At 68.7% G+C, this 21584-nt stretch carries 22 protein-coding genes, 1 tRNA gene and 1 other RNA gene; 13 read left to right on the forward strand and 11 right to left on the reverse strand.

Annotated elements, in window-relative coordinates:
* Positions 1-70 precede the first annotated feature (70 nt).
* Positions 71-715 carry a PadR family transcriptional regulator gene (locus tag K3M35_RS20635; protein ID WP_006552498.1) on the forward strand — a complete coding sequence of 215 codons (645 nt, stop codon included), beginning with the start codon at positions 71-73 and terminating at the stop codon, positions 713-715.
* A 4-nt stretch (positions 716-719) separates the two neighbouring features.
* Here K3M35_RS20635 and K3M35_RS20640 read toward each other — a convergent pair whose 3' ends face one another.
* Entirely contained in the window at positions 720-1409 is a 690-nt protein-coding gene (locus K3M35_RS20640; RefSeq protein ID WP_094979564.1) for a GntR family transcriptional regulator, read from the reverse strand.
* Between the two features lie 124 nt (positions 1410-1533).
* Here K3M35_RS20640 and K3M35_RS20645 point away from each other — a divergent pair, with 124 nt between their 5' ends.
* Genes K3M35_RS20645 through K3M35_RS20655 form a run of 3 tightly spaced genes read left to right on the forward strand, consistent with a single transcriptional unit; the run spans position 1534 to position 4441 of the window.
* Complete coding sequence (locus K3M35_RS20645; RefSeq protein WP_033097937.1) at positions 1534-2430, forward strand: sulfurtransferase; 897 nt, start codon at positions 1534-1536, stop codon at positions 2428-2430.
* 59 nt (positions 2431-2489) lie between these two features.
* Positions 2490-3335, forward strand: coding sequence for a hydroxyethylthiazole kinase (thiM, locus tag K3M35_RS20650; RefSeq protein WP_006552501.1), 846 nt, complete (start codon positions 2490-2492; stop codon positions 3333-3335).
* Positions 3335-4441: an LLM class flavin-dependent oxidoreductase gene (locus K3M35_RS20655; RefSeq protein ID WP_217579249.1), complete on the forward strand. Its 1107-nt coding sequence runs from the start codon at positions 3335-3337 to the stop codon at positions 4439-4441. Before thiM ends, K3M35_RS20655 begins: the two co-directional genes overlap by 1 nt.
* A 21-nt stretch (positions 4442-4462) precedes the next feature.
* On the opposite strand, the gene K3M35_RS20660 is transcribed toward K3M35_RS20655, so the two are convergent.
* The 5 genes from K3M35_RS20660 to ffs all read right to left on the reverse strand — a co-directional run bounded on the left by K3M35_RS20660 (position 4463) and on the right by ffs (position 9005).
* Entirely contained in the window at positions 4463-5239 is a 777-nt protein-coding gene (locus tag K3M35_RS20660) for a trypsin-like peptidase domain-containing protein (RefSeq protein WP_006552503.1), read from the reverse strand.
* Positions 5236-5808, reverse strand: coding sequence for an HhH-GPD-type base excision DNA repair protein (locus tag K3M35_RS20665; RefSeq protein WP_006552504.1), 573 nt, complete (start codon positions 5806-5808; stop codon positions 5236-5238). The genes K3M35_RS20660 and K3M35_RS20665 overlap by 4 nt, the downstream gene beginning before the upstream one ends.
* Positions 5809-5830: 22 nt before the next feature.
* Positions 5831-7261, reverse strand: a complete 1431-nt coding sequence (locus K3M35_RS20670) for a hypothetical protein (protein ID WP_064061173.1) — start codon at positions 7259-7261, stop codon at positions 5831-5833.
* A 309-nt stretch (positions 7262-7570) separates the two neighbouring features.
* Positions 7571-8863, reverse strand: a complete 1293-nt coding sequence (locus tag K3M35_RS20675; RefSeq protein WP_220666923.1) for an aminotransferase class I/II-fold pyridoxal phosphate-dependent enzyme — start codon at positions 8861-8863, stop codon at positions 7571-7573.
* A 47-nt stretch (positions 8864-8910) separates the two neighbouring features.
* An RNA gene (gene ffs, locus K3M35_RS20680) (signal recognition particle sRNA small type) lies at positions 8911-9005 on the reverse strand.
* Between the two features lie 117 nt (positions 9006-9122).
* Between ffs and K3M35_RS20685 the strand changes: the two genes are divergently transcribed.
* A tRNA-Ser gene (locus K3M35_RS20685) sits at positions 9123-9210 on the forward strand.
* 85 nt (positions 9211-9295) lie between these two features.
* Entirely contained in the window at positions 9296-9559 is a 264-nt protein-coding gene (locus K3M35_RS20690; protein ID WP_006552507.1) for a hypothetical protein, read from the forward strand.
* 23 nt (positions 9560-9582) lie between these two features.
* On the opposite strand, the gene K3M35_RS20695 is transcribed toward K3M35_RS20690, so the two are convergent.
* A complete protein-coding gene (locus K3M35_RS20695; RefSeq protein ID WP_041803950.1) occupies positions 9583-10632 on the reverse strand; it encodes a DUF1524 domain-containing protein in 1050 nt (349 codons plus the stop codon).
* A gap of 138 nt (positions 10633-10770) precedes the next feature.
* Between K3M35_RS20695 and K3M35_RS20700 the strand changes: the two genes are divergently transcribed.
* Both K3M35_RS20700 and K3M35_RS20705 read left to right on the forward strand, forming a co-directional pair.
* Complete coding sequence (locus K3M35_RS20700; protein ID WP_064061177.1) at positions 10771-11436, forward strand: YoaK family protein; 666 nt, start codon at positions 10771-10773, stop codon at positions 11434-11436.
* A 53-nt stretch (positions 11437-11489) separates the two neighbouring features.
* Positions 11490-12074, forward strand: a complete 585-nt coding sequence (locus K3M35_RS20705) for a TetR/AcrR family transcriptional regulator (RefSeq protein WP_016691005.1) — start codon at positions 11490-11492, stop codon at positions 12072-12074.
* Between the two features lie 53 nt (positions 12075-12127).
* On the opposite strand, the gene K3M35_RS20710 is transcribed toward K3M35_RS20705, so the two are convergent.
* Together K3M35_RS20710 and K3M35_RS20715 are read right to left on the reverse strand one after the other, a co-directional pair.
* Positions 12128-12865: a 3-hydroxybutyrate dehydrogenase gene (locus K3M35_RS20710; protein ID WP_217579251.1), complete on the reverse strand. Its 738-nt coding sequence runs from the start codon at positions 12863-12865 to the stop codon at positions 12128-12130.
* On the reverse strand, positions 12862-14250 hold the full coding sequence (locus K3M35_RS20715; protein WP_220666924.1) for an MFS transporter: 1389 nt from the start codon (positions 14248-14250) through the stop codon (positions 12862-12864). Before K3M35_RS20715 ends, K3M35_RS20710 begins: the two co-directional genes overlap by 4 nt.
* Positions 14251-14373: 123 nt before the next feature.
* Here K3M35_RS20715 and K3M35_RS20720 point away from each other — a divergent pair, with 123 nt between their 5' ends.
* The 5 genes from K3M35_RS20720 to K3M35_RS20740 all read left to right on the forward strand — a co-directional run bounded on the left by K3M35_RS20720 (position 14374) and on the right by K3M35_RS20740 (position 18945).
* Complete coding sequence (locus tag K3M35_RS20720) at positions 14374-15273, forward strand: LysR family transcriptional regulator (protein ID WP_006552513.1); 900 nt, start codon at positions 14374-14376, stop codon at positions 15271-15273.
* Positions 15274-15282: 9 nt separating this feature from the next.
* On the forward strand, positions 15283-16215 hold the full coding sequence (gluQRS, locus tag K3M35_RS20725; RefSeq protein ID WP_217579253.1) for a tRNA glutamyl-Q(34) synthetase GluQRS: 933 nt from the start codon (positions 15283-15285) through the stop codon (positions 16213-16215).
* Between the two features lie 86 nt (positions 16216-16301).
* The gene (locus K3M35_RS20730; RefSeq protein WP_220666925.1) at positions 16302-17210 is read left to right on the forward strand and encodes a hypothetical protein; all 909 of its coding nucleotides are present in this window, start codon (positions 16302-16304) and stop codon (positions 17208-17210) included.
* Positions 17211-17320: 110 nt separating this feature from the next.
* Positions 17321-18088, forward strand: a complete 768-nt coding sequence (locus K3M35_RS26730; RefSeq protein ID WP_220666926.1) for an RDD family protein — start codon at positions 17321-17323, stop codon at positions 18086-18088.
* A 125-nt stretch (positions 18089-18213) separates the two neighbouring features.
* Positions 18214-18945 (forward strand): queuosine precursor transporter, encoded by a 732-nt coding sequence (locus tag K3M35_RS20740; protein ID WP_064061104.1) that lies wholly within the window; start codon positions 18214-18216, stop codon positions 18943-18945.
* A 19-nt stretch (positions 18946-18964) separates the two neighbouring features.
* Here the strand turns inward: K3M35_RS20740 and tgt are convergent, their stop codons facing one another.
* Positions 18965-20224 carry a tRNA guanosine(34) transglycosylase Tgt gene (tgt, locus tag K3M35_RS20745; protein ID WP_220666927.1) on the reverse strand — a complete coding sequence of 420 codons (1260 nt, stop codon included), beginning with the start codon at positions 20222-20224 and terminating at the stop codon, positions 18965-18967.
* Complete coding sequence (locus K3M35_RS20750) at positions 20221-21459, reverse strand: MFS transporter (RefSeq protein ID WP_019290300.1); 1239 nt, start codon at positions 21457-21459, stop codon at positions 20221-20223. The genes tgt and K3M35_RS20750 overlap by 4 nt, the downstream gene beginning before the upstream one ends.
* Between the last annotated feature and the right edge of the window lie 125 nt (positions 21460-21584).

The raw sequence follows: 21584 nt of genomic DNA on the forward strand, positions 1-21584 counted from the left end.
GAGACCACTGTTGCGGTCACGATATATCGAGATCTATCGTGACCGTATCGACATAGAAGGAGACGCACAGATGCGAACCCACGAACATCCCCGCGGCCGTCGCCGCGCCATGCACGATCGAAATCTTCCCGGCGGCCCGTTCCGCGCCGACGGCCCCCGCCGTCGCGGACACCACCCGCACGACGAACCCGGCTTCCGCCCGCACCGCGGTGGCGGCGGACGGGGACACGGCGGCCCGCGAGGAGGACGACGCGGCCGAGCACAGCGAGGCGACGTCCGCGCGGCCGTGCTGCGCCTGCTCGGCACCGAACCGATGCACGGCTACCAGCTCATGGAAGCGATCGCCGAACGGACAGGCGGCGCCTGGCGCCCCAGCCCCGGCGCGATCTACCCGACGATCTCCCAGCTCGAGGACGAAGGACTCGTCACCGTCGAGAAGGAGGGCGGACGCAAGCTCGTCTCACTGACGGATGCGGGCCGCACGTACATCGACGATCCGGAAAACGAGCTCCTCGACCCCTTCGCCGCTCACGATCCCGATTCCGACGCCCCCGACCTGCGACTCGCACTGCGCGAACTGCAGGTCGCGACGCGGTCGGTCGCGATGAGCGGTTCCGACGCCGAGGTCGCCGCGGCACACGCGGTCCTCACCGGAGCCAAGAAGTCGCTGTACCGGATCCTCGCCGGCGACATCGACACGTCCGATCAGGAGTGAAGGCTCAGCCGCGGGCGAAGAGGCGGATGCGCTGCTCGCGGCTGCGCTCGAGATGAGCACGCATGTGTTCGCGGGCCGCGGACTCGTTCCGCGCCCGCAAGGCGTCGAGGATCTGCGCGTGCTCCCGGTTGAGCAGATCGGGCTCGCCGTAGTTGGACGGCGGCCCGGAGTCGTAGATCCGCAGCTGGGTGGTCAGACGCACGAGCAATGTCGTGATCGTCGTGTTGTGCGCGGCCTGCCACAGCGCCTCGTGGAACCGGAAGTTCCCGATGCGCACCGCGCCGTCGTTGGTGGCTGAGCAGCACGAATCGTGCAGTCGCTCGAGCCGGGCCATGTCGAGATCGGTGTGCCGGATCGCCGCGGCGCCGGCCGCCTCGGATTCGAGCGCGACGCGCGCCGCATAGATCTCGATGACGTCCTCGGGGGTGCCCGAACGCACCCGGAAGCCGCGACTGGCCCGTTCGAGCAGACCGTCGTGCGCGAGCCAGTTGAGCGCCTCGCGGATGGGGGTGCGGGACGCCCCGTAGGTCTCGCTGAGCTGGGTCTCGTGCAGAGCGGCGCCGCGTGGGAACTTCCCCGCGAGGATGTCCGAGCGCAGGCGCAGGTACTGCTTGGAGGTCTGGTCGTCGCGCCCGGTGGGCGATTCGACGAGAAGAGAGCTCTCCAGCTCGGCCGTCGCGTCCTGCTCGGTCATCTACACCCTCCGTAGGCATGCCGTTTACGTGCGCCGATTATGCCACCGTGGACTTACGAATACTTGCGTATACGTTATTCGTCGTTTAGCGTCGCTCCTCGAACACGACGAGAGGACCCAACGCGTGACCGAGGCGGCTTTCCGGGACGAACAGGTGCTGATCAGCGCCGAAGAGCTCGCGAGCGACCCCGGCGCCCACACGGTCCTGCACGCCACGGTCACCTTTCCGAAGCCCCGTTTCGACGGCGACTACCGTCCGGAATCCGGCTACGCGACCTGGCGCGCCGCGCACATCCCGGGCTCCGTGCACGCCGACCTGCTCGGCGGATTCAGCGCCCCCGGCACCGACCTGCACTTCTCCCGCCCCGCCCCGGACGACCTCGCGGCCGCCCTGACCGAACTCGGCGTGACCCCCGACACCGACCTCGTGATCTACGACGACGGCGGCATGACCTGGGCGTCCCGGCTGTGGTGGATGCTGCGCAACATCGGTGTCTCCGCCCGCGTCCTCGACGGCGGCTTCGCCCGCTGGACCGCGCTCGACCTGCCCGTGGAAACCGGCGACGCCGCCGAGCGCACTGCCACCACATCCCGGACCGGGCTGCCCGACCACGGCCTGTGGCGCGATCGCGACGACGTGCTCGCCGTGGTGTCCGGTGACGCACCGGGCACCCTCGTCTGTGCGCTCGACGCCGAGCAGTTCGCAGGCACCGCCACCACTCGTTACGCGCGCCGCGGGCACATCGGCGGGAGCCGGAACCTGCCGGCCAAGAGCCTGCTCGCCGACGGCGTCCTGCGGAGCACCGATCGGATCGCCGAACTGGCCGAGCAGGCCCTCGCCGATACCTCCCGGCCCCTGATCCTCTACTGCGGTGGCGGCGTCTCGGCCTGCCTGGTGGCGCTCGCGCTGGTCCGGACGGGCCACGACGACATCGCCGTCTACGACGGATCCCTCGAGGAGTGGACCGCCGACCCCGCACTCCCCGTGCGGACACTCGGAGAAGGGAAGGGCGACGCATGATGCGATGTCCGCGATCCTGACCCGCTTCGTCCCCTCCCCTCCTCCCGACAGGATCTCCCGTGACCACCACCCCCACCGTCGATGATCTCGCCGTCACCCTCGACGCCCTGCGCGCGCAGACGCCGCTGGTGCACTCGCTGACCAACATCGTCTCGGCCAACTTCCTCACCAACGTGCTGCTCGCCGCAGGCGCCAGTAACGCGCACATCGACAACGCCCACGAGGCAGGCGATTTCGCGCGCATCGCCGGTGGAGTGCTCGTCAACCTCGGCACGCCCTTCGACGAGACCTCGGTGGCCTTCACCCGCGCGGCCGAGGCCGCGCACGACGCCGGCACCCCGTGGGTCCTCGATCCCGTGGGCGTGGGCGGACTGGCGTGGCGCACCTCTCTCGCCGCCGACCTGCTGAAGTTCCGTCCCACCGCGATCCGCGGCAACGCCTCCGAGATCATCGCGCTGGCCGGTCTGGGCGGTGACACGCGCGGCGTCGACAGCGCCGACGAGGCCGCTGCTGCCGTACCTGCCGCGCTCGCGCTGCTCGACCGCGCGGACGCCGTGTCGGCCTCCGGTCCCGTCGACTACCTCGTCGGCCGCGACCGCGACGGCGGGATCGTCGGATTGCGCATCGCCGGTGGCAGCGCCATGTTGCCGCGCGTGACCTCCACCGGATGCTCCCTCGGTGGACTCGTCGCGGCCTATCTCGCGGTCGCGGAGACCCCTCTCGTCGGCCTCGCGGCCGCCCACACGCACGTCGCCGTGGCGTCCGAGATCGCCGAGGAGAACTCCACCGGCCCCGGCTCCTTCGCCGTCGCCTACCTCGACGCCCTGTTCGCCGTGGACGCCGGCACGCTGCGCGCCCGCGCCCGCGTCGAACCGTTCGAACTCCCCTCGAAGGACACGAAGTAATGCCCATCAAGACCTTCTGGTATCTCACCCAGGCCGACGGCGACTACCCCTGGAGCCCCGGCGGGTTGTACCCGGTGGACGGGCAGCGGCAGATCGAACTCGCGAAGACCATCGACGACGGCGGCTTCGAAGGTGCGCTCGTCGCGACCTGGCCGAACGACCCCTTCATCTCGGCGACCTGGGCTGCGGCGCACACCAGCCGGATGAAGTTCCTCGTCGCGATCTACGCGAACATGACGCCCGCGCGACTGCTCGCCGAGAAGGCCCTGACCTTCGACGCGTTCAGCGGCGGTCGCCTGATGATCAACTCGGTCAACGGCCGGGAGAACATCCTCACCAAGTACGACATGAACGTCGAGCACGACCGTCGGTACGAGCTCGGTGAGAAGTACTGGGCGGAGTTCCGGCGCATCTATGCCGAGGGCACCGCGTCGAACTTCCCGAACACCCCGCTGCGCATCGATGCTCCTACGGACCACTCGGTCCCGCTGTGGGGAACGGGCGACTCCCCCGCCGGTCTGCAGAACGCCGGCAAGGTGCTCGACGCCTACCTGATCATGCTGCGCGAGACCTCGTTCGTCACGGAGAAGCTCACCGCTGCACGCGAATCCGCTGCAACGGAGGGTCGCGAGTACACCGATTTCGGCGCTCTGTCCGGCGTCATCGTGCGTCCGAATCGGGACGAGGCACTCGAACGGTTCCGGTCGCTGTTCGAGAAGGCCGGCATCGAGCAGATCCAGGACGTGCTCGACCGAGCGGTGCGCCGCCGCACGCACGGCAAGCAGGATCTGAAGACCTTCACCGCGCGCGACGCGCAGCGGCAGGGCTGGGTCGACACCATCAACGCCGGCAAGCTGCCCGAACCCGAGGACCTGTATCTCGGCGACGGCCTCTACGCGGGCATCACCGCGTGGTCACCGCTGGACATCTTCGCCACGGGATCGTCGGCCGTCTACTACGTCGGCGACCCGGACGAGATCACCGGCCACGTGCGCACCCTGCGCGACGCGACCGGACCGACCTCCCTCATCCTCGCCGGATGGCCGCTCATCGACGAGGCGAAAAACGTTGCCGAACATCTGATTCCACGTTTCGAGAAGCTCTGACGGTAACGCGGGCGGGATCGGTCAGGGGGTGTCGACGAGACGGAACCCCGAGCCGATCCCGTCGCGCGCGTCGATCTCGGCGAGGATCCGGTCGGCCCGCTGGTAGGCGGCGAACCTCGTGTCGGGAACCTGCCGGTCGTCGGAGACCGCGGTCTGCGGGAACCGGTAACCCACCGACAGTCCCATCCATTCGCCCGTCTCGGTACGCACGAGCGGCCCGCCGGAATCGCCCGGTCGCATGAGCAGCGGCGAGGACATCAGGTTCCCGTCCACCCGCACATCGCCGGTCGCGCAGGCCACCGACGTGCTCCGCCCTGCCGCGCAATGTGTTCCGGCCGGCAGCTCGCCTTCGCCGAACGCCGCGACCGATTCGAGCACGACTCGCTCTCCCCGGTCGTTGGGCACCGACGTGTTCGATCCCCGCACGCGGGTCTCGTCGAGCAGGACCACCGCGTAGTCGGCGATCTCGTCGGTGGGAAATCCCAGCTGATCGACCGAACCCGTACTCGCGACGTCCGTTTCGGTTCCGATCGGCCCGCGGTGCTGCTCCTCGACCTTCCAGACGGGCGACGATCCCGTCTGATAGCAGTGCCCCGCCGTGATCGCGACGAGCCGACCCGCGTCGTCGTGCCCGACCGCCGCCACGGAACACCAACCCGGTGTCGGCTCCGCGGAGAACACGATCCCGTCGCCGGGCCGGAGGACGACCCGGTCGTCTCCCCCGCCGGCCGAGGCCACGCCCACGGTTCCCCCGGCGAAGGCGACGGCGGCGCCGCACACCGCTGCGACGCGTCTCATGACTTCTTCGCTACCTTCATCGACTTCTTGAACTCGCGCACCTCGCGCAGCGACTGCTCGTCGACGACGTCGGCGATCGACCGGCGCGCATCCTCGTGCCCATAGTCGCCGGCGGCCTCGCGCCATCCCTCGGGCCGCACACCCATCTGCTTGCCGAGCAGCGCCAGGAAGATACGTGCCTTCTGGTCGCCGTAGCCCGGCAGCTTCTTCAGCCGCCGCAGCACTTCCTTGCCGTCCGGGTCGCCGGACGTCCACAGCGCGGAGGCGTCGCCGTCGTAGTCCTCGACGATCGCCGCGCACAGCGCCTGGATCCGCTGTCCCATCGACTTGGGGAACCGGTGGACGGCCGGTTGCTGCGCGCACACCGCGACGAACTCGTCGGGGTCGGCCGACGCGATGCGGTACACGTCGAGACCGCCGAGACGGTCGGCGAGCTTCTTCGGTCCCGCGAACGCGACCTCCATCGCCACCTGCTGGTCGAGCAGCATGCCGATGAGAAGCGCCAGCGGGTTCTCGGCCAGCAGTGCGTCGGCGTCGGGATCTCCGACCAGGTTCAGCGTCGAGGACATGCAGACGATCATGCCCTGCGCGTCAGGGGCGGCGCCACACGACCACCGCGATCACGATGCCCAGGGTGAGCGCGATCGACGTGGTCAGAGCATGCAGCCAGTGCGGGAACAGCGTCGGTTGCGAGGTGTCCGGAACGGCGGCCAGGGCGGCGAACAACGCCACGACGGCGATGACCGACGCCGCCGCGGACCAGCCCTTGGCCAAGCGGGTATGCCTCGCACCGCGCAACTCGGCACTGCGCAGCAGGGCGTGCTCGACGATGTCCACGGCCTCGGACAGTTCCGCGTCGAGTTCGGCCAACTCGTCGGCGACCCGGCCGGCCATGAGTGCTCGCAGCTGGGTGGGTTGCGTCCACGAGTGGAAACGGTCGTCGTGGATCGATTCCTTGCGCAGCAGGGCCCGTTCCATCCGGCGCGCCTGCATGATCGCGATGTCGTCGAGGACCGCGGCCAGCCGATCGCCGCCGAGCCCGTCGGGGTGGCGCAGATGCTCCATGGTCGTCCAGTAGTCGGCGGAGGCCCGGGCCCGCACCGCCACCCACGGGATGAGCCCGTAGATCATCTCGCGGGTGCCGTGCCCGACATAGTCGCTGCCGAGGGCGGTGGCCTCGAGGTCGAACAGCACCGCACCGGAGTCCTCCCGCACGGCGATGGTGGCTCCCGGCTGCACGGGCCGGTCCACCAGCGGAACCCGGTCCCACTTCCACAACACACCCCAGGACCGTGCCGCCGCGCGGGCCTCCGGTCCGATGCGCGGGCCGTCGACGAGCGAGCGGACGCGTTCGCCGCCGCTCGAGACCACTTCCACGACCATGCCCTCGGCGACCTCGCGATCGCCGACTCCCCGGTGGCGGTGGACGACGAGTTCGTGCAGGGGCTGATAGGTCGTCGGCGCACACAACCGCCTGTTCAGTCCGGGAAACACGTCGTTCAGGCAGGCGTCGGCGGTCAGTTCGAAGGGCGCGAGGAACTCGCCGAGCACCGGGCGCAGACCGGCGCCGTCGCGGTCCTGCAGCGGGTCGCTGCGCCAGTCGACGAGCGGCGACCCGTGGTCCGACAGCGATTCCAGCGCCAGGACGAGACCGTGGCCGGGGACGTCCCACAGCGACACGCACGTCGCGGGGTGTCCCACATACGGTCGGGTCGTGTCCGGCGCCTCACGCAGCGACCCCGTCGACGCACCGAACGAGATCTCCGGTCGTGTCGGGTCGACGACGTGCCGGAACGCGAGCAGGCACGGCGGACGCACACCGTGGTCCGTCTCGGGCTGCTCGGCGATGCGTGCCGGCAGGAAGGGCTCCACCTTCTCGACGGGTGGGACCCGCGGGGGCGTCTCGGGCGCCGCCTCGATGTCGAGCGCCAGTAGGAACACCTTCAGTACACCGAGACACCCCGTGACAGATCCGACGGCCGATACGCCGACTCCGGAATTCACGAGAGCGCGGTTCTCCATCACACTCACCACTTCCGAACCCGCCGCACGGCATGCGGCGACCCTGACCAGCGAGTATGTCAGGTCGGTAGGGGAAAGCAAGTCGTGGTGACGGCGGGCACCGAGAATGCCCCGACCAGGGCCGATCCGAGTTGTCCACCGCCCGTCCACGTGTTGTGCACAACTTTATCCACAGGCTGGGAACAAACTCACACCCGGAGTGCAGATTCTTGTCGACGGAGGTACGCAACAAAGAATCGAGGCTCGCAACGCCGGCAGTGACTGCCGATGTTGCGAGCCTCGTCCTCGCGTTGCGTACCTACCCACGCACTACTTGTCGGCGAGCGCCTTCTCCGCTGCGGCCAGCAGCACGCAGGTCGCGACACCGTCCATGGCCTTCTCGAGCTCACCGAGCGAAGGGAAGCTCGGTGCGAGGCGGATGTTCTTGTCCTCGGGGTCCTTCTTGTACGGGAACGCCGAACCGGCACCCGTCAGCGCGATACCCGCCTCCTTCGCCAGGGCGATGACGCGGGCCGCCGTGCCCTCGACGACATCGAGGCTGATGAAGTAGCCGCCCTCGGGCTCGGTCCACGACGCGACCTTCGACGTGCCGAGACGCTCCTCGAGGATGCGGCGCACGAGCGCGAACTTCGGCGCGAGGATCTCGCGGTGCGTGGCCATGTGGGCACGCACACCGTCGGCGTCGCGGAAGAAGCGCAGGTGACGCAGCTGGTTGACCTTGTCGGGACCGATGGTCTTGATGCCCAGATGCTTCTGGTACCAGGTGAGGTTCTCGGTGGAGCTGCCGAAGAAGCTCACGCCCGAACCGGCGAAGGTGATCTTCGAGGTGGACGCCAGCGCGAACACGCGGTTCGGGTGACCGGCCTGCGCGGCCAGACCGAGGATGTCGATCGCGGGCGCGAGGTGCTCGGTGAGCGGGTGCACCGCGTAGGCATTGTCCCAGAAGATGCGGAAGTCGGGAGCGGCCGTCGGCATCGACACCAACTCGCGGGCGACCTCCTCGGAGTACACCGCGCCGGTGGGGTTCGAGTAGGTCGGCACAGCCCACATGCCCTTGATCTGCGGGTCGTTCGCGACGAGATCGGCGATGAACCGCACGTCGGGGCCGTCCTCGCGCAGCGGCACGGGGATCATCTCGATGCCGAGCGACTCGGTGATCGCGAAGTGCCGGTCGTAGCCGGGCGCCGGGCACAGGAACTTGACGACCGACTCCTGCGACCACGGGCGCGGCGAGTCGACGGTGCCGTGCAGCAACGACCAGACGACGAGATCGTGCATGATCTCGAGGCTCGCGTTATTTCCTGCGACGAGGTTCTCGACCGGGATGTTCAGCAGCTCGGCGAAGATCGCGCGCAGCTCGGGCAGGCCGGTGAGGCCGCCGTAGTTGCGGGTGTCGGTGCCGCTGCCGTCGCGGAAGTCGTCGGCACCCGGCAGCGACAGCAACTCCGCGGAGAGGTCGAGCTGCTCGGACGAGGGCTTGCCGCGGGTCAGGTCCAGCGTCAGCTTCTCCGACTTCAACCGTTCGTAGTTGGCGGACTGGCGCTCGTGCTCTGCAACGAGTTCCTCATGGCTCATCAACCCGTACTGGGTCTGCGTAGGCATGCGGAGGGACCTTTCACCGTGCACGGTGACACGGGCATCGGCGGAAATTAAGAGGACCCCGCGCACCCGGCAGAGCCCGTTGACCCTTGCTGCCTTCCGGCCCTGGGGGAGTTCACAGGATGCGCGCCGCGCGGGATCCATCGGCAAGTGTAGAGGAACGAGCGCCTCGGCGGCGAACCCGCCCCCGCAGCACCCCTGGAATCAGGGTGCGACGTGCCCGTTTGGCAAGTTGGGGTCTCCATTCGGTATGCTTCCCCACGGAGGATTCGCCTAGTGGCCTATGGCGCTCGCCTGGAACGCGGGTTGGGTTAACGCCCTCAGGGGTTCAAATCCCCTATCCTCCGCCACGGAACCCCGTGGGGCGCACAGCGTCCCACGGGGTTTCTGCTTTTCCGGTCCCCCTGTTCGCGTACCGGGCCGATCTCGGGCACGATGCGTCTCGTGACCGCGGACGACAATTTCCCGCTCGGCGGCGACGCCGACCACGAGCAGGCTTCGGTCTGGGTGGAGATGCTGGACCGGGAGATCGACGAGGTGTCCGCAGCCATCGAGAAGACCGAACAGAAGGCCCTCGCCGAACACCGGGTGGGGGCCGTGGACCGGGCGCGCCGGTTCGACGCCGAGGTCGAGCGGCTGGGCGCCCAGCTCCGCGAGCTGCACCGCATGCGCCGCAATCTCACCCACCGCTTCAGCTGACCGAGAGATCACGGCGGTGTGTGCTACTCGCAGGCGACGCCGTCCCCGTCACCGTCCATCTTCGGCCGGTAGCCGGGCTCTCCCACATACAGCGGTGCGGCTCCCGCGGCCCGGGCCGCCGCGCAGTTCTTGTAATACACCTCCGCCGGAGCAGGGGCCGGCTCGGCGGGGGCGGGCGCAGGTGCAGGTGCAGGAGCCGGCGAGGGTGCCGGCGCAGGTGCGGGCGCCTGGCGCGTCGTCGTGGTGGGCGCGGGTGCAGCTGCGGGAGCCCCACCTCCGCATTCGGTGAGGACCCGCGCCATCGCGTCGTGCTCGGCCTGCGTCACCCACAGGCCGTAGATCGCCTTGACCTCGATCTGCCGCGCGACATACGTGCAGCGGTACGCGCGGTTCGGCGGCAGCCAGGTGGCGGCGTCGCCGTCGCTCTTCTGCTGGTTGGTCGGCCCGTCCACGGCCTGGAGGTTGCGCGGGTCGTTGGCGAAATCGGCCCGGGTGCCCGCGTCGAGTTGCTGCGCGCCCTTCTGCCACGCGTCCGACAACGCGACGACGTGGTCGATCTGCACCGCGGTCGAGGTGTCCTGCCCGCGGGTGAACGCGATCGTCGTACCGGTGTACAAGTCGTTCAGGGTTCCCGACGCGACGACGCAGTCGCGGGTACCGGGCCGGTAGACGATATCGACGAGGTCGCGTCGCAGGATGTCGTTGCGGGTGTCGCAGCCGTTGCCCCCGAACTCCACCGACACGTCGTCGCTCCACGCCTGGCCGAACAGGTCGCGGCTGTACCCGGTCTTGGGCGCGCGCCCCTTGATCGGCAGGGTCGCCAGCCGGGCCAGGGCCTCCGACGAATCCGCCGACGCTGCCGGGTTCGGTGCGGTCGTCGAGGTGGAGCGCGTGGTGGTGGGGGACGGTGTCGTCGTGGGGGTTTCGGAGCTCGGCACCGGGGACTGTTCGGAAGTCGCCGCCGGAGCGACGGAAGTGTCCTCGGTGGTCGAATCACAACCGGTGAGGGTCAGACCCGCGACCGTCGCGACGACGAGCAGGGACAGCCGGGACGACAAGCGGGGCAAGGACATCGAGGGAACTCCTGAGAACGACGGCGCCGGACGGCTCCCCTTGTCCATCGCGCCCACAACGCCCGGTCGTTACACCGCGTAAGTATCCGCGAGCCGACGTCGTCGGCATCCGGCGGGAACGGTTCCTACTATCGTCTGGTGGTCGGTTACGGCAGGCAGTTGCAGGGACTCGCGATCGCGTTGTCCTCTCTCGCAGGGTTCATCGATGCCCTCGGTTTCATCACCCTGGGCGGCGTCTTCGTGTCGTTCATGAGCGGCAACTCCACGCGCTTCGCGGTCGGGACGGCCGACGGTGCGTGGCAGACGGTCACCCTCATCGGCGGTGTGCTCGCGCTGTTCGTGCTCGGAGTGATTCTCGGCAGCGTGGTAGCGGAACTGACCGACCGAGACCGGCGGACCCGCAAGACCGCCGTCCTCGCGACGGTGACCGTGTTGCTGACGATCGCCGCCGCGGCCGTCTTCGTGGACTGGACGCCGGTCGCCGTGATCGCGATGACCTTGGCCATGGGAACGGAGAACTCGGTGTTCCGGCGGCACGGGGAGACGACCGTCGCCCTGACCTACATGACGGGTGCGCTGGTCAAGATCGGGCAGCGGATCGCGGCGGCGTTCTTCGGTGGTCCGCGCTGGAGCTGGCTGCCCTATCTGGGCCTGTGGGGCGGCCTGGTGACGGGCGCCGTTCTCGGCGCGCTCGCCCACCGGGTGCTGGGGCTGCACGCCCTGTGGATCGCAGCGGCGTTCGCAGCCGCGCTGACGGTGTCGGTCCGTTTCCTGTCAGATCGCGAGCTCACCGACGGGGTGTGATTCCCACCTCCCCGTACGTTCGTATGGTGGAGAGCTCGGCTACGGTGCTCCTCATGCGCACGCGCCCCTACGTCACCACCAGCCCCACCAGGCTTGCTGCGGCCCTGCTCGACGTGGCCGCACGCAACGGTCTCGACGCGGCGAGTGTGCGGGAGGTGGCCAACGAGGCAGGGGTCTCGATCGGGGCGGTGCAGCACCATTTCCCAACCAAGGACGAGATGCTCGCGTACTCGTTCCGCACGCTCTCGGACCGGGTGCTGAACCGGCTGACGAACGTCGATCCCGACATCGATCCGGCGCGCACCCTGTTCTCCGCGCTCAGCCAGCTGCTCCCCCTCGACGAGGAACGTGGCAGCGAGGTGCACGTGATGTCGGCGTTCGCCGTGCGGGCGGTCACCTCCCCCACGCTGAGCGCCATCCGCACCGCCACCCTGTTCACGATCCGCACGGGCATAGCGCGCGTATTGATCCGCGCCGGTACACCCGACCCGGAGACCCGGGCCGCTCTGCTGCTCTCGGCCGCGAACGGGCTCGCACTCGACGCGGCGGCGAGCCCCGAGCTCTACCCGCGCGAGTATCTGACCCACGCTCTGCACGCCCAGGTCCAGCTCGTCCTCGACGGCGCCGACGCGCACTGACCCGCGCCCCGGAATCCGGGACGCGGGTCGGTGATTGCAGTCGGACCGTCCTGTCAGTGGGCCGACCAGCCGCCGTCCATCGTGTACGACGCGCCGGTGACCATCCCGGCTTCGTCGGAGGCCAGCCACGACACCAGCGAGGCCACCTCCTCCGGCTCGACCAGCCGGGTCACCGCCTGATCGGTGAGCAACACATCCGAGAGCACGCGATCCTCCGGGATGTCGTGCGCGCGGGCCTGTTCCGAGATCTGCTTCTCCACCAGCGGGGTGCGGACGTAACCCGGATTGACGCAGTTGCTCGTCACGCCACGGGGACCGCCTTCGAGCGCGACGACCTTGGAGAACCCCTCGAGGCCGTGCTTGGCGGTGACGTACCCGGCCTTGAACGCCGACGCCCGCAGCCCATGGACCGACGAGATGTTCACGATCCGGCCGAAGCCCCGCTCGTACATGCTGGGCAGCGCGGCCTTCACGAGCAGGAAGGGCGCCTCGACCATGAGCGTCTGGATGCGGCGGAAGTCGGCGAGGGCGAAGTCCTCCACCGGCCGCACCACCTGGATGCCGGCGTTGTTGACGAGGATGTCGACGTCGAGGCGGAGACCGTCGAGGCCGTCGGTGTCGAGCAGGTCGACACCCCACGCCTCTCCCCCGATCTCGTGGGCGAGCGTCTTCGCGGCGACCTCGTCGACGTCGGCGACGGTCACGCGGACTCCCTGCCGGGCGAGGGCGCGGGCGCAGGCCGCCCCGATCCCGCCGACACCACCGGTCACGAGTGCGGTGCGGGCCCTCATGCCGAGATCCTGGCGTTCTCGGCGGCCTTCTTCTGGGCGACCGTTTCCGCGTCCGCGGCGTCGATGTCGCGCAGCGAGATGCCCTTCGTCTCCCGGGCCACGATCACCGCGACGATCGTGATCAGCGACGAGCCGAGCAGATAGAAGGAGATCGGGACCGACGACTCGAAGCGGCTGAGCAGACTCGCGGCGATGATCGGGGCGAGCGACCCTGCGACGATCGAGGTGACCTGGTAGCCGAGGGAGACGCCCGAGTAGCGCATGCGGGTCGGGAACATCTCCGCCATGATCGCCGGCTGCCCCGCATACATGAACGAGTGGAAGACGAGTCCGATGACGATCGCCGAGATGATCCACGCACTGTTGCCGGTGTCCATCATCGGGAAGGCGAGGAAGCCCCAGGCACCGGCGGTGACGGCACCGATCATGTAGACGGGACGGCGTCCCAGCGTGTCCGACAGTCGTCCGACCATCGGGATGATCACGAAGTGCACGGCGTGCGCGGCGAGCATCCACCACAGGATGTGGCTGGTGTCGGCACCGACGACGATCTTCAGATAGGTGATCGAGAAGGTGACGACGAGGTAGTACATGACGTTCTCGGCGAACCGCAGGCCCATGGCCGTGAACACGCCGCGCGGGTAGCGCTCGAGCACCTCGAAGACGTTGAAAGACGTCTCCTTCAGCTTGTCGGCCTCCTGCTGCGCCTCGAGGAAGATCGGGGCGTCGGTGACCTTGGTGCGGATGTAGTAGCCGATCAGCACGATGACGGCCGAGAGCCAGAACGCGACTCGCCAGCCCCACGACAGGAATGCCGATTCGGGCAACGTGGTGGTGAGGACGAGCAGGACGATCGTCGCGAGGAGATTGCCCATCGGCACACCGGCCTGCGGCCACGACGACCAGAATCCGCGCGAGCGATTGGGGCTGTGTTCGGCGACCAGCAGTACCGCGCCGCCCCACTCGCCGCCGACCGCGAAGCCCTGGATGAACCGGAGCGTCACGAGCAGTGCCGGCGCCCAGTACCCGATGGTACCGAAGGTCGGCAGGCAGCCCATCAGGAAGGTCGCGACGCCGACCATGATGATGCTGGTCTGCAGCAGCTGCTTGCGTCCGAACCGGTCACCGAAGTGGCCGAAGACGATCCCACCGAGCGGCCGGGCGACGAAGCCCACGGCGTAGGTGACGAACGCCGCGATGATCGCGTCGAGTTCGTTGCCGCCGTCGGGGAAGAAGACTTTGGCGAAGACGAGGGTCGCGGCGGTGCCGTAGAGGAAGAACTCGTACCACTCGACGACGGTGCCCGCCATGGACGCACCGACGACCCTGCGCAATGCCGACGGTGAACTCTCCGGTCCATCCGTTCGTGCCTGTTCGACGCTCATGCCTGCACCCTCCCGGGACGCTGTGTGACGGGGAACACTTCCAAACACATATGCCGAGTATCGGTACGCACATTTGCATCCACAATGACGCGATTCGCAGATGCGATCTGCAAAACTGCACACATGAGCGTGCCCTCGGCCGATGACCTCCTCGTCCTGCTCGCCGTCGGGCGCAGTGGCAGGTTCACCAGCGCCGCCGACGACCTGGGCGTCAACCACACCACGATCTCCCGGCGGATCGCTGCGCTCGAGCGCAGCCTCGGCGGTCGCGTGCTCACGCGGTCGGCGGCGGGATGGGAACTGACCGACCGCGGTCGCGAGGCGCTCGAGGCCGCCGAACGCATCGAGGCCGCGGTCGGAAGTCTGCGGAACCCCCGGGGTGAGCGCCGCCTCGAGGGCGTCGTGCGTATCTCCGCCACCGACGGCTTCAGCGCCTACATCGCCGCCCCGGCCGGCGCGCTCGTGCGGCAACGCCATCCGGGTATCTCCGTCGAGATCGTCGCGACCACCCGTCGCGCCTCACAGCAGCGGTCCGGCATGGACATCGAGGTGGTCGTGGGACGCCCGCAGGTGCATCGGGCCGAAGCGCACCGTCTCGCCGACTACAACCTGGGCCTGTATGCCTCGCGCGATTATCTCGCCACGCACGGTTCCCCGTCGTCGGTCCGCGACCTGCGTGAGCACACCCTCGTGTACTTCATCGATTCGATGCTGCAGGTCGACGATCTCGACGTCGCGCGGCGCATCGCCCCCGACATGCAGGATTCGATCAGCTCGACGAACGTGTTCGTGCACGTCGAAGCGACCCGCGCCGCCGGAGGACTCGGTCTGCTGCCGTGCTTCATGGCTGATCGGCACCCCGATCTCGTCCGGGTCCTGCCCGGCGAGGTCGAGGCGCGTCTGGCCTACTGGCTCGTCGCACGCTCGGAGACGCTGCGGCAGCCGGAGGTCGCGGCCGCGGTCGCGGCGATCCGGGAGGTCGTGCACGCCCAGCGAGCGGTACTCCTGGGGGTCGCTCGATAGAGTGCACGGGTGTCACTTTCGGACGAGGACGAAGCAGGAGCGGGTCGCTTCGCACCGAGTCCCTCCGGCGACCTGCACTTGGGCAATCTGCGCACCGCCGTCCTGGCGTGGTTGTTCGCGCGGTCGACCAACCGTCGGTTCCTGGTCCGCGTCGAGGATCTCGACCGGGTGCGTCCCGGCGCGGAGCAACGCCAGCTCGCGGATCTCGCGGCGATCGGTCTCGACTGGGACGGCCGGGTGGTCCACCAGTCCCGCCGCCGGCGCCTGTACGACGAGGCGATCGCGCGGCTCGAGCAGGCCGGTCTGACCTACGAGTGCTACTGCACCCGACGCGAGATCCTCGAGGCCACCTCCGCACCCCACGCCCCTGCGGGCGCCTATCCGGGCACCTGCCGCGACCTCACCGACGAGCAGCGGGCCGAGCGCCGGGCCTCCGGCCGCGCCCCCGCGATCCGGTTGCGGGCGACCGAGGAGTGGTTCACCGTCCACGACCTGCTGCACGGAGATTTCACGGGCATCGTCGACGATCTCGTGTTGCGCCGCAACGACGGAACCCCCGCGTACAACCTCGCAGTGGTGGTGGACGACGCCGACCAGGGCATCGATCAGGTGGTACGCGGAGACGACCTGCTCACTTCCGCGCCCCGGCAGGCCTGTCTCGCACACCTTCTCGGACTGTCGGAACCCGTCTACGCGCACGTGCCGCTCGCGCTCGACAAGGAGGGTAAGCGACTGGCCAAACGGGACGGCGCGGTGACACTGGCCGATCAGCTCGCGCTCGGTCACACGGCCGCCGACGTGCTGGGCACGATCGCCGTGTCGCTGCGACTCGCCGACCCCGGCGAGCCCGTGTCGCCGGAATTGTTGCTGGACCGCTGGAATCCCGTGAGACTCCCCCGCGATCCGTGGGTGTTCACCCCGTCGGAGGAAGGCATCCGATAGGACACGATGCGGACATAGCGGATGCGGACCCGAGGTGATGTCCGTACTCTCTCGGAAGTGTCCGATCCCGGAGACGAGAGGCAGCCATGACCACCGGTGGTTACGACCCGAATCAGGATCCGAAGAACCCGGGTGGTTATCCGCCACCCGGAAACTATCCCCCGCCCTCGGGGGGTGGCACTCCCCCGCCGGGTGGGAACTATCCGCCGCCCGGCAACTACCCCCCGCCCTCGGGTGGCAACTACCCGCCGCCGGGTGGGTCCTACCCGCCGCCGGGGAACTATCCGCCTCCCCCGTCGGGTGGTGACTACCCGCCCCCTCCGGGTGCGTACGGCGCCGGGAGCTTCGGTGGTCCGCCTCCGAATCAGCTGAGTGTCGGCGACGCGATCTCCTACGGCTGGTCGAAGTTCAGCGGTAACGCCGGCGTGTGGATCGTCTTCATGCTTGCTGCGTTCGTCATCCAGGGCCTGATCAGCGGCATCTTCAACGGGTTCGACTTCACCGGTGAGGCGACGGACTTCACCTTCCTGAGCGCCATCGGCAGCATCGTCTCGGCGATCGTCGGATACCTGATCCAGGCCGCCTTCGTGCGCGGTGCGCTGGCCGAAACCGACGGGCAGCGCCCCGCTTTCGGGACGTTCCTCCAGATCGGCCCGATCGGTGCGGTCATCCTCGCAGGTCTGCTCGTGGGCATCGGCACGTCGATCGGTCTCGTGCTGTGCATCCTCCCGGGCCTGGTGTTCGCGTTCTTCGCGTGGTGGACGATGCAGTTCGTCATCGATCGCAATCAGGATGCCGTCACCGCGATCAAGTCGAGCTTCAATGCCGTCAAATCGAATGCGGGAACGCTGGTGTTGCTCGCCCTCGCACTGCTCGGCATCAATCTCCTCGGTGCCCTGTTGTGCCTGATCGGCCTGCTGGTCACCGTGCCGGTGTCGATCATCGCCGTCACGTACGCCTACCGGGTCACCACGGGTGGTCCCGTAGCGGCCTGACACAAGCCCGGCGGGACCCTCCCGTCGCATCCGTAGGCATATCTACCGACGCGCCACGGCACGCTGTACCGTGGCGCGTTGCCATGCCGATCGCGACAAGGGAGACATAAGTGACCACTGGTGGCTATCCACCCCCTCAGCAGGATCCTCGGGCGACGGGCGGTCATCCCGGCGCCCCCTCGTACGGCGCCACCCCGCCCGATTACACCCAGCAGTTCCCGCAGTACGGCGCGCCCCAGAACGGTGGCCCCCAGTACGGCGCTCCTCAGTACGGAACCCCGCAGAACGGAACGCCCCAATTCGGTGCGCCCCAGTTCGGCGCTCCTCAGTACGGTGCTCCTCAGTACGGTGCACCCCAGTACGGGGCGCCGCAGGACGGTGGGTTCGGCGGCCCGGGATTCCCCGGCCCGGATCCGAATTTCGGTGCCGGCACCCCGGGGGAACTGCTCCCGCGTCTCGGCGCCCGCATCATCGACGGCCTCATCGTTGGTATCCCCATGGGGATCCTGAGCGCGATCATGATCCTCGCGAGCGGTGGAAGCGGTTTCGTGGACTTCTTCATGACGGTCGTCAGCGGTGTCGTCGCCTTCGGCTACTGGACGTACATGGAGTCCGCTCGAGGCGCGACGATCGGCAAGAAGCTCCTCGGCTTGTCGGTCGCCGGCCCTGCCGGTGGTAACCCCACCCTCGAGCAGGCCGCCAAGCGCAACGCCTTCGTCGCGCTGCAGATCCTCACCGGCGTCCCGCTGCTGGGCTTCCTCGCCGGTCTGCTGTCGCTCGCCGCATACATCGGTATCGCGGTCACCATCGAGCAGGACGGCAACAAGCAGGGTTTCCACGACAAGTTCGCCGGCGGCACCCGGGTACGTAAGTCCTGATCTCCCGTGCGCTCCGGGTCCCGTCCTCGTCAGGACGGGACCCGTTCGTCGCATATGGGGTTTTCGCGCACGTACAGACGGTCCGCAACTTCGTGATCACCCCGCGGAGATGCTTGGATGTCCGGGTGACCGAGCACGGATCGAACACCTCCCCCGCCCTCTTCGACCACGCCGCCTTCGCGCGCGTGGGACGCAGCCCGTACACGGGGATCGTCGTGCTGTTCACCGCGGTGCTGATGATCTCCAACATCTCCGCGACGAAGGGCATCGCGTTCTTCACCGGCTCCGAACTCACCGTCGGGCCGCTGCAGATCCTGCCGATCATCACCGACGGCGGGTTCTTCCTGTTCCCCCTCGCCTACATCCTCGGCGACGTGCTCAGCGAGGTGTACGGCTTCGCGGCCACCCGCCGCGCCGTCTTCTACGGCTTCGGGGCGGTCGCGCTGTCCGCGCTGTGCTTCTGGATCACGCAGCAGCTGCCCCCGGCCGACTTCTACGCCGGTCAGGAGTCCTTCGAGAACGTCCTCGGTGTGGTGCCCCGGATGTTGATCGCCGGGCTCGCCGGGTACGCGGTCGGGCAGTTGCTCAACTCGTACGTGCTCGTCCGCATCAAGGAACGCACCCGGGAGAAGCACCTGTGGGCGCGGCTGATCGGGTCGACCGTCGTCGGCGAGTTCGCCGACACCCTCATCTTCTGCTCGATCGCCGCAGGGGCCATCGGCATCACGACCTGGGCCGACTTCGTCAACTTCGTGATCGTCGGGTTCCTGTGGAAGACGCTGGTCGAGATCGTCGTGCTCCCGGTGACCTACCGCGTGATCGCGTACGTCAAGGAGCGCGAACCCTCCTACGCCTGACGACTCACGCCCTGACGACTCAGGCCCGACGCCGGCTCGCGTAGAACCGGCCGAGCGTCTCGGCCTTGAACTCGGCAAGCGTGCCGTTCTCCATGCTCGCCCGGATGTCGTCGACGAGGCGCACCGTGAACCGTTCGTTGTGGATCGTGCACAACGTCGAGGCGAGCATCTCCTTCGCCTTGAACAGGTGGTGGATGTACGCGCGCGTGTAGTTCCGGCAGGTGTAGCAGTCGCAGTTCTCGTCGATCGGCGTGAAGTCGCGCCGGTGACGGCTGGTGTTGATGTTGAACCGGCCGTCGGGGTGGTAGATCGCGGCGTTGCGCGCGACCCGCGACGGATTGACGCAGTCGAAGGTGTCGACGCCCTGCTCGACCGCGACGAAGATGTCGTCGGGTTCGCTGATGCCCAACAGGTGTCGCGGCTTGTGCTCGGGCAGCTCCTCGGTGCACCACCGCACGATCGTGCCGAGATTGTGCTTCTCGAGCGCACCGCCGATGCCGTAGCCGTCGAATCCGCGGCCGGTCTCGCCGACGATGGACTCGAGGCCCCGGCATGCCTGTCGTCGCAGGTCCTCGTACTGCGCGCCCTGCACGACGCCGAACAACGCCTGGTAGGGGCGGCGAGCGCGTTCGGCGGTGAGCTTCTCGTGCTCGGCGATGCACCGCACCGCCCACGCCTGGGTCCGTTCGAGGGAGCGTTCCTGGTAGCCGCGGGTGTTCATGAGGGTCGTGAGCTCATCGAAGGCGAACATGATGTCGGCGCCGAGCTCGTGCTGGATACGCATCGACACCTCGGGGGTGAACCGGTGCCGCGACCCGTCGAGGTGCGATTTGAAGGTCACCCCGTCGTCGTCGACGTGGGCGAGCCGCTCCTTGCCCTTGGCGATGACGTCGTCGTTCTGGACACCGACGGACTCCATCGCGATGACCTTCTTGAACCCGGCTCCGAGCGACATGACCTGGAAGCCGCCGCTGTCGGTGAAGGTCGGACCGGGCCAGTTCATGAACTTCCCGAGCCCGCCGGCCTCGTCGACGATGTCGGAGCCGGGCTGCAGGTAGAGGTGGTAGGCGTTGGCGAGCAACGCCTGCGAGCCGAGCTCGGCCATCGTCTCGGGCAGCACCGCCTTGACGGTCGCCTTCGTGCCCACCGGGACGAAGGCCGGGGTGCGGATGTTTCCGTGCGGGGTGTGGATCGTGCCCGTGCGGCCGAGTCCGTTGTCGAGACGCGCTCCGACCGTGAAGAAGGGATCGGGCGGGGTCGGAATGCTGGAATCGGTCACTTCCGTATCCAATCACGTCGGGAAGGTGCGGCCTTCTCGCGGCGGCGGACGGAGATCGCGAACACGGCGACACCGGCGAGCGCCAGCAGCACACCGACCGCGGCGGGAGCGGTGTAGCCGAACCCGGCCGCGATCACGACCCCGCCGATCCACGCACCGAACGCGTTGGCCAGGTTGAACGCGGCGTGGTGCAGCGACGCCGCGAGCGTCTGGGCGTCCTCGGCGACGTCCATCAACCGCACCTGCAGGGCCGGGCCCACCGCGGCGCATCCGACACCCAGGCCGAAGACCATCACGAAGGCGGTCCACGGGTTGTGGGCTGCGGCGACGAACAGCGCGAGCAGCACCGCGAGCGAGGTGATCGACGCGTAGACGCCGGGGATCACACCGCGGTCGGCGACGCGACCACCGATGGCATTGCCGACGACCATGCCCACGCCGAAGAGCATCAGCGCGACCGGCACCAGCGATCTCGACACTCCGGCGACGTCGGTCAGCGTGGTGCTGATGTAGGTGTACACCGCGAACACACCACCGAAGCCGATGACGGCCACGGCGAGCGTGAGCCAGACGGTGCTGCTCTTCAACGCCCCGAGTTCGACCCGCACGCTGGTCGTCGGTATCGACAGTGTCGGCACCCAGGCGGCGAGAGCGACGATGGTGGCCACTCCGATCACCGCGACCAGCACGAACGCCGCGCGCCAGCCCAGCGCCATGCCGAGCCACGAGGCAGCGGGCACCCCGACGACGTTCGCCACCGACAGCCCCATCATCACCAGCGACACCGCCCGCGCGCGGCGACCGGGTCCGGCGAGGTGCGCCGCGACCAGTGCGGCGACCCCGAAGTACGCGCCGTGCGGCAGGCCGGCGACGAAGCGGGAGACGACGAGCAGACCGTAGTTCGGGGCCAGCACCGTGGCGGCGTTCCCGAGGGTGAACGCGACCATCAGCGCGACCAGCAGTGTCTTGCGCGGCACGCGGGCGGCGATCGTCGCGATGAGCGGGGCACCGACGACGACACCGGCCGCGTAGGCGGAGACGACGTGGCCCGCGGTGGGTTCGGAGACCCCGATGCTCGTCGCGATCTCGGGGAGCAACCCCATGGCGACGAACTCGGTGGTTCCGATCCCGAACCCACCGAGGGCGAGCGCCCACATCACGAGCGTGCGCGCGGGATGTCCGGAGTCGGTGTGGGCAGGATCGTCGAGTGGGCGGCCGGAAGCCGTGGTGGTCATCGGTGAGGAAACCTTCGATCTGTCGAGGGTCCCGGAGCCGGAGGTCGTGCGGGCCGGGACGCGGGCGCGCTGGGGGAGCGACGCGGGGGCAGCCTCCATTCTGGGGCAGTCCGGCCTCACACTTC

It is taken from the genome of Rhodococcus sp. DMU2021 (assembly GCF_019641445.1).
GTDB classification, from domain to species: Bacteria; Actinomycetota; Actinomycetes; order Mycobacteriales; family Mycobacteriaceae; genus Rhodococcus; species Rhodococcus pyridinivorans.